This window comes from Halomonas sp. A020 (assembly GCF_027943625.1).
Lineage (GTDB): Bacteria > Pseudomonadota > Gammaproteobacteria > Pseudomonadales > Halomonadaceae > Vreelandella > Vreelandella piezotolerans.
This window is the reverse complement of record NZ_AP022850.1, coordinates 3,891,977-3,904,278: the sequence shown is the minus strand read 5'-3', so window position 1 is coordinate 3,904,278 and position 12,302 is coordinate 3,891,977. Positions and strand designations below refer to the sequence as shown.

General features: G+C 58.7%; 9 protein-coding genes. All 9 read left to right on the top strand.

Features of this window, described 5'->3' with window-relative positions; genetic code table 11:
- Window positions 1-14 precede the first annotated feature (14 nt).
- The 9 genes from ribBA (at window position 15) to FRH_RS18310 (ending at window position 12,261) form a co-directional block, all read left to right on the top strand.
- Window positions 15-1,181, top strand: a complete 1,167-nt coding sequence (ribBA, locus tag FRH_RS18350; protein ID WP_281997486.1) for a bifunctional 3,4-dihydroxy-2-butanone-4-phosphate synthase/GTP cyclohydrolase II — start codon at window positions 15-17, stop codon at window positions 1,179-1,181.
- A 4-nt stretch (window positions 1,182-1,185) separates the two neighbouring features.
- Complete coding sequence (gene ribE, locus FRH_RS18345) at window positions 1,186-1,674, top strand: 6,7-dimethyl-8-ribityllumazine synthase (RefSeq protein ID WP_139526976.1); 489 nt, start codon at window positions 1,186-1,188, stop codon at window positions 1,672-1,674.
- The gene (gene nusB, locus FRH_RS18340) at window positions 1,671-2,174 is read left to right on the top strand and encodes a transcription antitermination factor NusB (RefSeq protein ID WP_139526977.1); all 504 of its coding nucleotides are present in this window, start codon (window positions 1,671-1,673) and stop codon (window positions 2,172-2,174) included. The genes ribE and nusB overlap by 4 nt, the downstream gene beginning before the upstream one ends.
- A gap of 35 nt (window positions 2,175-2,209) precedes the next feature.
- Window positions 2,210-3,187 (top strand): thiamine-phosphate kinase, encoded by a 978-nt coding sequence (gene thiL / locus FRH_RS18335; protein ID WP_281997485.1) that lies wholly within the window; start codon window positions 2,210-2,212, stop codon window positions 3,185-3,187.
- Complete coding sequence (locus FRH_RS18330; protein WP_139526979.1) at window positions 3,184-3,657, top strand: phosphatidylglycerophosphatase A; 474 nt, start codon at window positions 3,184-3,186, stop codon at window positions 3,655-3,657. Before thiL ends, FRH_RS18330 begins: the two co-directional genes overlap by 4 nt.
- A gap of 53 nt (window positions 3,658-3,710) precedes the next feature.
- Entirely contained in the window at window positions 3,711-4,976 is a 1,266-nt protein-coding gene (locus tag FRH_RS18325) for a DUF945 family protein (RefSeq protein ID WP_281997484.1), read from the top strand.
- Between the two features lie 97 nt (window positions 4,977-5,073).
- Window positions 5,074-7,539 (top strand): endopeptidase La, encoded by a 2,466-nt coding sequence (gene lon / locus FRH_RS18320; RefSeq protein ID WP_281997483.1) that lies wholly within the window; start codon window positions 5,074-5,076, stop codon window positions 7,537-7,539.
- Between the two features lie 149 nt (window positions 7,540-7,688).
- Entirely contained in the window at window positions 7,689-9,872 is a 2,184-nt protein-coding gene (locus tag FRH_RS18315; protein ID WP_281997482.1) for a PAS domain-containing methyl-accepting chemotaxis protein, read from the top strand.
- A 217-nt stretch (window positions 9,873-10,089) separates the two neighbouring features.
- Window positions 10,090-12,261 (top strand): PAS domain-containing methyl-accepting chemotaxis protein, encoded by a 2,172-nt coding sequence (locus tag FRH_RS18310; protein ID WP_281997481.1) that lies wholly within the window; start codon window positions 10,090-10,092, stop codon window positions 12,259-12,261.
- Window positions 12,262-12,302: the final 41 nt, after the last annotated feature.

Here is a 12,302-nt window from a genome sequence, read left to right as displayed (position 1 = left end):
TTTTTGGAGATTCCATGGCGCACTCCTCTTCAGAGGGTTTATCCCCCATCGCTGAGCTGGTAGACGACATTCGCCAGGGCAAAATGGTGATTCTCATGGACGATGAGGATCGCGAAAACGAAGGCGATATCATCATGGCCGCCGAAATGGTGAAGCCAGAGCATATCAATTTCATGGCGCGCTATGCCTGCGGCCTGATCTGCATGCCGATGACCCGTGAGCGCTGCGAGCAGCTCAATCTGCCGCTCATGGTGCGCGATAACGGCTCCGGCTTTGGCACCAAATTCACGCTCTCGATCGAGGCGACCGAAGGGGTCACCACCGGCATTTCAGCCGCCGACCGCGCCCGTACGGTGCAAGCCGCCGTTGCGCCGAATGCCAAACCGACGGATATCGTTCAGCCAGGGCATATTTTTCCGCTGATGGCCGAACCCGGTGGCGTGCTGCGTCGCGCAGGCCATACCGAAGCCGCTTGCGATTTAGCCGCGCTGGCCGGATTAGATCCCAGCGGCGTCATTTGTGAGATCATGAACGATGACGGCAGTATGGCCCGCCGCCCTGAGTTAGAGGCCTTTGCCAAAGCACACGATATCAAGATAGGCACCATCGCCGACTTGATTCACTACCGGATCGTCAACGAACAAACGGTAGATCACGTAGAAACGACGCAAGTGACCACCGTCCATGGTGAGCTGGCGCTGCATGTGTTCCGTGATCGTATTCAGGGCGCTCACCACCTCGCGCTCGTGAACGGGCAGCCCACACCCGAGCAGGCCACTACCGTGCGCGTGCATTTGGCCGATACCCTGCGCGATGTGATGGGGCTGATGAAGGGCGATCAATGCCGTTGGGATGCTCACCGCGCCATCGAACAGATTGCCCAGGCGCCTGCCGGGGTGTTCGTACTGATCGATGACGGGCGGCCACATCAAGATTTGAAGGATCAGCTAGATATCTATCTGGATCGCGTGCGTCAGCCGCGCACCAGCGACTCTGATGGCTCTGGCAATTATTTAACGATTGGTACGGGTTCGCAAATTCTACGCCATCTCGGCGTGGGTAAAATGCGCCTACTCAGCTCGCCGTGGAAGTTCTCAGCGCTCTCTGGGTTCGACCTAGAAGTGGTCGAGCGGCTGGGGCCCAATGACACGGCCGACGAGCCAACTTTTCAGCAGGAATAAATCGATGCAATCCCTTTCGCAAATTGAAGGTACCTTCGTAGACGTCGATGGGCGCTACGTGATCGTGGTGGGTCGTTTTAATCACCACGTCGTGGATAGCTTGGTAGAAGGTGCCGTCGACAGTCTGACGCGCCACGGTGTGGACATGGAAAACATCCACATCGTTCACGTCCCCGGTGCATGGGAGCTGCCCCTAGCCGTCAAGCGCGTGCTCAACGTGATGAAGCCCGATGCGGTGATTGCGCTTGGCGCCGTCATTCGCGGCGGCACACCGCACTTCGAGTACGTGGCGGGGGGCTGCAACACGGCCATCAATCATCTTCAGTTGGAGTTCGATACGCCAGTAGCCAACGGTGTGCTGACCGTCGAGTCCATCGAGCAGGCCATCGAGCGTGCCGGCACCAAGGCGGGTAACAAAGGCACTGAGGCGGCCATGGCGGCGATGGAAATGGTCTCTCTACTGCGTGCCCTGCCGGTGGGAGATTCCCAATGAGTGAGCGTCGTGAGCGCAAGCCCTCAGCCGCACAGCAGGGGCGTCACGCCGCCAGGGAATTAGCGGTACAAGGGCTTTATCAATGGCAGATGACCGGTAAATCGATTACCAGCATCGAAGCGGAATTTCGCAGTCAGGTGGCCGACGACGATCTCGAAGATCACGAGAACTGGGTCAAGGTCATGGAAATCGCCGACAAAGCGCTGTTCCATGAGCTTTTACACAACACGGTGCGCTTCAAAACCGAGCTGGACCGCGAAATCGCCCCGTTGTTGGATCGCCGCCTGGAAGATTTGGACGCGGTAGAGCTGGCCATTCTTCGCTTGGGAGCGTACGAGCTCTCCCGGCGAATGGAAGTGCCTTACCGCGTAGTGATTAACGAAGGCGTTGAGCTGGCAAAATCATTTGGCGCCACCGACGGCCATAAATACGTGAATGGCATTCTCGATAAGCTAGCCAACCGCTTACGAAGTGCCGAAGTCAGCGCCCGCCGCTTGTAAGCGGAGGGGGCTGATCAAGCGTTTAAGGGGCCTTTGTGCTTGCCGAATTCGATCTGATTCGACGTTTCTTTATGTCGCCGCAGGAGGCGCAAGCGACGAATGGCGTTGCCCTAGGATGCGGCGATGACGCCACCCTATTGATGCCTCAGGCCGGCCAAGAGCTGGCCGTGAGCGTTGACACGTCAGTGGTGAACGTACACTTCCCTCATGATGCGCCGGCTCAGGCAGTCGGTCACCGGGCGTTGGCGGTGGCCCTCAGCGATTTGGCGGCCATGGGAGCCGTCTCGCGCTGGTGCTTGATGGCACTGACGCTCGACCAGCGCGCCTTCGAGGATGACGCTCATGCGGAACAGTGGCTGTCCCGCTACGCGAGGGGGTTCCATGCGCTTTGCCAGCAGCATGCCACGGTGCTGGCGGGCGGCGATGTCACGTCCGGTGAGTTGAGTATCGGCGTTACAGTCATGGGCGAAGTGCCTGCAGGATCAGCAATGACCCGGTCAGGCGCCCGTCCAGGCGATGTCGTGGCGGTAACCGGGGCGCTAGGCGGCGGCGCGGGCGGGCTAGCGCTGTGGCAACGCGGTGAGCGAGACCTCGCACATCCGTTGCTCCAGCGCTACCTCATGCCACAGCCAAGGCTCGACGCCGGCATCGCTCTGCGCGGAGTGGCGACGGCGGCGATGGACATCTCCGACGGCTTGTTGGCGGATTTGACCCACCTGCGAGAGGCGTCTCACGTGGGGGTCGACCTGGCCCCCGAGTCGCTACCGCTGGCCGAGGGACTGGTCGAGTGCCTCGGCCACGAGCAAGCCCTGACGGCAGCGCTCTCCGGAGGAGACGATTACGAACTCTTGGTCACGCTACCGCCCGATCAAGTCACTAAGGCGGTTGCTAAACTGGCCGAGAGCGGCCTGTCGCTGAGGGTGATTGGTCGCTGCACGGAGACGTTGGGCGTGACGGGCGTGCCTGACGGCGGAGCGACGGGCTGGCAGCACTTCCGAGGGGGTGCATCATGAACCGTGCACCAGCGAGCGTTTGGCGACGCCCCACTCACTTTTTTGCCTTCGGTTTGGGCAGCGGGACAGTGCCTTGGGCACCGGGCACGTTTGGCACGTTGGCGGCCATTCCCTTCTACTGGATGATGGCCGACCTTTCCCTCGGTTGGTACTTGGGGATCGTGCTGGCCGCATTTATCGTTGGGGTTTGGCTATGTGACAAAACCTCCCACGACCTGGGTGTGCACGATCATTCGGGGATCGTCTGGGATGAGTTCGTTGGCTATTGGATTACCATGGCCGCCGTGCCATTCTCCTGGGAAGCGGCGCTGTGGGGGTTCGTGGTGTTCCGCATTTTCGATGTCTTTAAACCGTGGCCCATTCGCTGGGCTGACCGCCGAGTGGCCGGTGGGTTTGGCATCATGATCGACGATGTCATGGCAGGGATTTACGCCTGGAGTACCATGCACCTGTGGTTTTGGCTGCATTGATCGACGGGTGGCGTGGAATCGGGTCTCGTTGAGGGGCCGTTCAAGGAGATAGCATGCGCAAGGAACGTTTGATCGTGCCTGTTCTCGCGACGATTGCCGTCGTGTGGATGGTCGCGCAACTGCTATCCAGCGTGCTTTTCGAGCGCAGCCTCCGTCAGGCGCTCGAAGATCTAGAGGCACGCGGCGAGTGGCGTGTTAGCCAGGTAGAGAATCGACAAGGATGGCTCACTTCTCGGGGGCGGCTGATTCTTTCGCCGCTGCTGGGACGCCCCTGGCGTCTAGAGCTCACCTACCGAGCACGACACGGGGTGTTGAGTACCGATGTCGAAGGCACGCTGCTGCCGCGCTTGGATAGCGTGCTACAAAAGGCGGTGGGTGAAGTCTCGGCACCGTCGGTCCCCCGTTGGCAGGGCCGCTATCAAACCTTGAGCGGTCATACCGAGCTGCGCTTGGCACTGGCTCCCTTCGTCATTCAGCAAAACGGGCGCGAGCTGGAGGTTCGCGGTGCCCGAGTACGCTTGGAAGGCGTGTTTGGGGATTGGCGTCTGCGTGGACTGCTCGATCAGCTCACCCTGACCGACGGCCTATCACAACTCACGCTGGGTCCCGCCACCTTGGAAAGTCGCTATACCTACATCGACGATGCCTACCACTTTGCCCAGCGTGACCATCTGCACATCGAGCAGCTAGCGTTGCATTACCCTGCCTACGACATCAACGTAGCGCCTCTGGATCTCCATAGTCACATGGAGCTGGATGAGAGCGAGCTTCGTCTAAAAGGCGAGCTGGTCGTCGGCGACGTGCATGTGCCGAGTGAAGCGCCTGACACCCCGCTCCTGAATGGTCGTATCGAGGCAGAACTCTCGCGTTTGAATGGGGATGCCGTTCGGCAAACGATTCGTCGACTGCGCCAAGAGGCCGCCTGGGGAGACACTAGCTTGCCCATGGCAGAAGGGTTATTGGCTCGCTTGGAGCCCGACCTGCGTCAAGTATTGAGTGACTCTCCGCGCCTCGATATCACCACCATCGCCTTGGACAGCCCGTTATTGGGGCTGCAAGTCAATGCCGAGGGGGCCCTGTTCTTCGATGCACGTCGCTTGGAAGAGCTGAGCGTAACGTCACTGGATAAGCCGGTCGAACGCGCTCGCTGGATCGAGCGCATCGATGGTGACTTCGTGTGGCACGATGCGCCTACCGTGGCAGCGCTCTGGCTGGGGTTACCACTGGGCACCCGTGAACTGCAGTTCGACGTGATTCGAGGCGTATGGCGCGTCAACGGTCGACCCATGCCATCGTTGTGGCCGCCTAACGAGGGTTAGGTAAAACGCTTTTAGGGTTGAAGTTTTCCCACCCTGCCCACATTCCTTTCAACATACAAAGCGGCAACAGCCGCAGGCTACTGTTGATGGAGGGCGCATGAGCGACCAGGATTACGACCGCGATCAAGAACCCCTAGATTGGCTCACCGATGCTGAGTCACAGGAACAGGACGCTCAAGAGCAGAGCGCCCACGGCGAGGCCTACCGTTCGGACGGTGAGCGGGTAAGTTCGCTCGTGCCCGCCAGCGATATGTTGCCCGAGCGCATCTACTTGCTTCCGATTCATAATCGCCCCTTTTTCCCCGCCCAGGTGCAGCCCCTGGTCATCAACCGCGAACTCTGGGAAGAGACCATGCGTCGCGTTGGCAATACTCCGCACCACACCATTGGTGTCGCGTTCGTGGGTGAGCAGGGCGTCGACTCCCTGGATCACGACGGTTTTCCTGAGATTGGTACCGCCGTCAAGGTGCATAAGCTCAAAAGCGAAGATCAGCAAATCCAGTTCATTGCCCAAGGACTCCAGCGCTTTAAAATTCAGCGATGGCTCTCCAAAGAACCGCCGTACTTGGTGGAAGTCACCTACCCTAAAGAGCCGGTCAATGCCGAAGACGAAGAGACCCGTGCCTACGCCATGGCGATCATCAACGGCATCAAGGAACTGCTGCCGATCAATCCGCTCTACGGTGAGGAACTCAAACACTACTTGAACCGTTTCAGCCCCCACCAGCCAGGACCGCTGACCGACTTCGCTGCAGCCATTACGTCGGCCAAAGGCCCCGAGCTTCAGGATGTGCTGGCCACGCTGCCAGTGGCGGAGCGAATGCACAAAGTGCTGCCGCTGCTGCGCAAAGAGATCGATGTGGCTCAACTGCAAAGCGAGATCAGCGAGCAGGTCAACGCGCAGATGCAGGAGCGTCAGCGGGAGTTTTTCCTCCGCGAGCAGCTCAAGGTCATTCAGCGCGAGCTGGGCATCTCTAAAGACGATCGAGAGAACGATGTCGATACGTTCAGAAACCGCTTGGAAGCCCTGGTGGTGCCCGAGCGGGTGCAGGCGCGCATCGATGAGGAGTTGAACAAGCTCAGCGTGTTGGAAACCGGTTCCCCAGAATACGGCACCACGCGTAATTACCTCGACTGGCTGACCTCGTTGCCTTGGGGTGTCACCAGCCAGGACAAGCTGGATCTTGCCCATGCTCGTCAAATCCTCGACCGCGACCACGACGGCTTGAAAGATGTCAAAGAGCGCATCATCGAATTTCTGGCCGAAGGTACCTTCAAAGGTGATGTGGGCGGTTCTATCGTGCTGCTGGTTGGCCCGCCAGGGGTGGGGAAAACCTCCATTGGCCGCTCCATTGCCGAGGCGCTGGGTCGCGAGTTCTACCGCTTCTCCGTGGGCGGCATGCGAGACGAGGCCGAGATCAAAGGCCATCGTCGCACCTACGTAGGGGCGATGCCCGGCAAGTTGGTCCAGGCTTTCAAGGAGGTCGAGGTCGAGAACCCGGTCATCATGCTCGACGAGATCGACAAGCTAGGTCAGTCCTTCCAGGGCGATCCCGCCTCGGCCCTGCTCGAAGTCCTCGACCCTGAGCAGAACGTCGACTTTTTGGATCACTACCTCGACGTACGCATGGATCTGTCCAAGGTGCTCTTCGTATGCACGGCCAACACCCTGGATAGCATTCCTGGCCCGCTCTTGGACCGTATGGAGCAAATTCGTCTGTCGGGCTACATCGCCGAAGAGAAGCTGCAAATCGCCAAGCACCACCTTTGGCCGAAGCTGCTAAAACGCGACAACCTGCCGAAGAAACGTATCAACCTCAGCGATGCCGCGCTCAAACAGGTCATCGAGGGGTATGCACGTGAAGCTGGCGTTCGCCAACTGGAAAAGCAGCTCCACCGTATCGTGCGCAAAGCGGCGGTGAAACTGCTGGAAGAGGATATCGAGACCGTCAAAATTTCGGTCAAGAACCTCGAAGAGTTTCTTGGTGCTCCGCTTTTCCGCAAAGAGAAAGTGCTCAAAGGCGAAGGCGTGGTGACGGGGCTTGCCTGGACCTCCATGGGCGGCGCGACGCTCCCCATCGAAGCGGGCAAAGTGCACTCGCTGGATCGCGGCTTCAAGCTGACAGGCAAATTGGGCGATGTCATGAAAGAGTCTGCCAACATTGCTTACAGCTACACACTGGGTCACTTGGCCGAGTATGGTGCGGATGCCGACTTCTTCGACTCGGCGTTCGTGCACCTGCACGTGCCTGAAGGCGCCACGCCAAAGGATGGCCCCTCTGCCGGCGTGACCATGACGACGGCGCTGCTATCGTTGGCCAAACACCAGGCCATCGACCGGCCGCTGGCCATGACCGGGGAGCTGACGCTCACGGGGCAAGTGCTGCCGGTAGGGGGCATTCGTGAGAAGGTCATCGCCGCGCGCCGAAGCGATATCTTCGAGGTGATTCTCCCTGAGGCCAACCGTCGTGATTACGAGGAGTTGCCCGACTATCTCAAAGAGGGCATGACCGTTCATTTTGCCAATCGCTATAGAGATGTCGCCAACGTGGTCTTCAAATAGCGATTGAGCCTGACCCTCTTTCTGTTCACGCCTGCGCCGCTCTGAAGAGAGCGGCGCTTTTTTATAGCTATTCACTGGTTAGGTGCCCGGTAAATTCGTGATAATAGTTCAAAATCAATTATTAAAAATAAAACCTCTGGGGAGCTTCTATGCGCAATAACCAGCCCGTTACGCAACGTGAATACGTGCTCGACGAAGAGACGGTACTCATTTCACGCTCGGATTTGAAAGGGAACGTCACCTATGCCAACGCTGCTTTCGTAGAAGTCAGCGGCTATTCGAGAGATGAACTGCTGGGAGCACCGCACAACCTGATCCGTCACCCCGATATGCCCGAAGCGGCCTACGCCGATTTCTGGAAAACCATTCAAGCGGGCGGAACGTGGCAGGGAACGGTGAAAAACCGCCGCAAAAATGGCGATCACTATTGGGTCAACGCTACCGTCGCCCCCTTGCGAGACGGCGATCGCATCGTGGGCTATACCTCCCTGCGCCGTAAAGCGTCGTCAAAGCGCATTGCCTTGGCCGAGCAGGTGTACGCCGACATACGTGAAAAGGGCAAGTCGCGCCGCTACACGCTACAACAAGGCGCATTGCAGCGCCGGGGGCTGGGTGGCATTGTCGCCCGCTTTCAATTCACCAGTCTCAAAGCCAAATTGATCGGGATGGTCGTGGCAGCCGTCGTGTTGCTAGGGCTATCGGGTGGGCTGGGTCTTTACGGCTTGAGCGTGTCTGGTGAGCGACTGGAAACCCTCAACCGTTCTGGATTGGAGTCCGTCGCCGATTTGCAGCTCATCGAGCGCCATATTGGGCTGGCCGTCGAGGAGCTAGAGCCCGCCGTCAGAAACCCGCGTCGTGTCGATATGGAAACGGTATCGGCACAATTGGCGGCCAACACTCAAAGTGCCCAAACACTATGGGAGGCGTATCGCCAAACCAGCAGCGCGTCGTCAACGGTGCTTCAGGGGTTCGATGAAGCGTTCGCCGCTTGGCGCGGCGGCGTGACGGGCGCCATCGAAGCGATCGATCAAGCCAACGGTTTTGCAGCGTTCGAGGCGCTCAATAGCGTGGTGCTGCCCGCAACGGCCAATATCCGAGAGCTCAACAGCCAGCTAGTGGACGACGAGCGTGCCGGTGCCGCCGATCTGGTGGAGGACGCACGACAAGGCCGTCAGCAGATGTTCATTGCTCAGCTAGTACTGCTGTTGATCGGCCTTTGCATACTGGTGGCGCTCAGCGTGTTCATTTTGAAGTCGGTCTTTCGCAGTTTGGCGGGGGCGCGCTATATGACGTTTCAAATCGCGGCCGGTAACCTGGCGGCGCGTGAGCGTCGCCAGAGTAACGATGAGCTGGGGGAGCTGCTCTATTCGTTGGATACGATGCGCTTCAGTCTCTCTAGTATCGTGGGCGACGTCGAAAACCGCGTGTCGGTCGTCACGCCTGCGATCCAACAAATTGCTGCCGAAAACGAGGAGCTTGCTTCGCGCACGGAGCAGCAAGCGTCGTCGCTGCAGCAAACCGCCTCGAGTATGGAGGAGATGACCTCCACCGTTCAGCAGAATAACGACAATGCGCGTCAAGCCACGGAGCTAGCCCAGCAAAATGCCGCCAGCACGCGGGATACTCGCCAACAAATGGAGCAGCTCGTCGAGCGCATGCAGCGCATTGCCAAAAGCGCTGAAAAAATGACCGAAATGATCGGCGTCATCGACAGCATTGCTTTCCAAACCAATATCCTGGCGCTCAACGCCTCGGTAGAGGCCGCCCGTGCGGGCGAGCATGGCCGGGGCTTTGCCGTGGTCGCCAGTGAGGTACGCACCCTAGCCAGTCGTAGTGCCGATGCCGCCCAGGAAATTCGTAAAATGATCGATAGCACGACGCAAGAGGTGAGCGGCGGGCGTAGCGCTGTCGAGCAAGCCGAGAGCGCCATCGAGAACGTCGTGGCGCAGGTCAGCCGCGTCAGCGAGCTCATGGCCTCGATCAGTACGGCATCGAACGAACAGAGCAGCGGGATTGGTCAAATCAACGCCGCCATTGCCGAGATGGATAGCGTCACCCAGCAAAATGCCACTAAGGTGCAGTCGATTGCGGCCTCGGCAGACAACTTGGCACTGGAGGCCTTCGAGCTGGCCAACGTCGTCGATGCCTTCCGCCTAGAGGGCGCACAAGCCGAGAGTATCGGTGCTGCACGCGAAAAATTGGCACGTGCCCAAAGAGCCATCAAGCAGAACGTTCCAGGACTGCCTAGTGACGCGCCGTCGAAACACGCCCGTCGTCAAACGCGTTCGTACACACCGCCCCAAGACGAACAGGAGGAGTGGGATACGTTTTAAGGCGCTTCATGGGAAGCGCTGCGTTTAATCACCATTGATGATTCGCATGGTCGATCATTTGAATATGCCACCCGCCGGGTGGCATATTTTTTGCTGCGTTTTTGTGGATGGGCGTAGGTCGGAAAGTGGATCGACGCTCGATAACGGCTTGGTAAAAAGGACGTCGCTGGGTCACAGGCAAAACAGGCCTTTCATAAAAAAACAGTAGGGGTTCTTGATGAGCATATCCAGCCAAGCAGCATTCGAACTCTCTGATGATCAAGTGTTGATTTCACGCTCTGACCGCCAGGGAAAGATCACCTACGTGAACCAGACATTCGTCGATGTCAGTGGCTACGCGCAGACAGAGCTAATGGGGGAACCCCACAGTGTCTTTCGTGATCCGGACATGCCTGCGATGGTTTTCAGCAATATGTGGACGACCATCGAAAAGGGAAAAACGTGGCAAGGGGTCGTCAAAAATCGCTGTAAAAATGGCGACACGTATTGGGTACATACCACGGTAGCACCGTTACTCGATGGTCAACGAGTGGCAGGCTATACGGCGATTCGCCGTAAAGCCGGACAAAAAGCCATTGCCCGCGCCGCCAGGGCGTATAGCATTATGCAACAGGGCCGAAGCCGAGGGTTCAAGCTCCATCATGGTGCATTACGGCGCACCGGGGTGCGCGGATGGGTGCAGCGTTTTAGCTTCAGCAGTATGCAGGCCAAACTGATGGGGATGGTCATTGCCGCTATTGCGCTGCTGGCCGTGGCGGGGGCCGCCGGCGTGTATGGCATCACCAGCTCTGCTGACCGGCTGCGCACACTGAACCAAACCGGGCTCGAAGGGGTGGCCAATCTGCAGCAAATCGAGCAGGGTACCGCTCAGCTCTTGCAGGCGCTAGAGCCTGCCGTGCGTAACCCGCGACGTGCCGATCTGGATCTGCTCGAAGAGCAGTTGAACACACTCCAAGGTGATATCAACCAAACATGGCAGGGGTTCACCGCCCAGCGCACGGAAACCAGTGGCGTTCAGCAGGGGCTGACGGCGCATTTGACAACGTTCTTGAGCGGCGCTGACACGGCGTTCACCGCGATACGCGATGGCAATGGCTTTGCGGCGTTCGAGGCGTTCAACGATGTCGTGAAGCCGACCTCCGATAGCATTAGTGCCACCATCAATTTGCTGGTCGATAATGAGCGTGCCGCGGCTCAAACACTCATGGCCAATGCAGAGCGTCAGCAGCAATGGCTCTTGTGGGGGCAGTTGGGCGTCTTACTCTTCGGTATTTTGCTGATGGTAGGGCTCAGCGTGGCCGTGCTACGGTCGTTGATCAAGTCGCTCAATGAAGCACGTCGCGTCACGTTTCAAATTGCAGCAGGTAATTTGGCCAATCGGGTCACCCTCAAGCGAAACGATGAGCTTGGCGAGCTATTGGCTTCTCTGGAAACCATGCGTGCCAGCCTCTCAGGATTGATTACCGAAGTCGGCAACAAAGTGGAGATCGTCACGCCCGCCTCGGAGCACATCCATCAGCAAAACGAGGAGTTGGCTTCACGCACCGAACAGCAGGCTTCGTCGCTGCAGCAAACGGCCTCCAGCATGGACCAAATGACCGCAACGGTGCAGCAAAATACCGAAAACGCGCGTCAAGCCAATCAACTGGCCATGCAAAATGCGACGACCAGCCGCGAAACGGGTGAGCGCATGCAGGCCTTGGTGGAGCGGATGGAGCGCATCGCGGCAAGCGCCGCTAAAATGAACGATATCATCACGGTCATCGATGGTATTGCTTTCCAGACCAACATCCTGGCCTTGAACGCCTCGGTCGAAGCCGCTAGGGCAGGTGAGCAGGGCCGAGGATTTGCCGTAGTCGCCAACGAGGTACGCAATTTAGCCGGGCGCAGTGCCGATGCGGCGGGCGAGATTCGCCGATTGATCGATACCTCCTCTCAAGAGATTGCCGGTGGCGCGGATGCCGTCAAAGAGGCCGAGCGATCTATCGAGCAGGTCGTCAATCAAGTGATGCGGGTAAGCGACATCATGGAAGAGATCAGTACCGCCTCGGACGAGCAGAGCAGCGGCATTGCTCAGATCAACACGGCGGTCTCTGAAATGGATCATGTCACCCAGCAGAACGCGACCAAAGTGCAGTCGATTTCCAGCGCCGCCCAGCGCTTGACCCACGAAGCGCTAGACCTAGCGAACGTCATTGCCGCCTTCCGGTTAGAAGGCGCGGAGGAGGAGAGCAGCGAGACAGCGCGGATGCGACTGGCTCAGCGTAACGATCCAGCTCCCGGCCTACCGTCGCAACATGCGTTACAAGCGCGCGCAGAGGCGCTATCCACACCTGCGCCCAAGCGTCGAGAAACGGCCCCTGCCGAGGAGGAGTGGGAGACCTTTTAAGGAGGCATCAGCATCCCACGCGTTTGGTTGCCCTCTACATC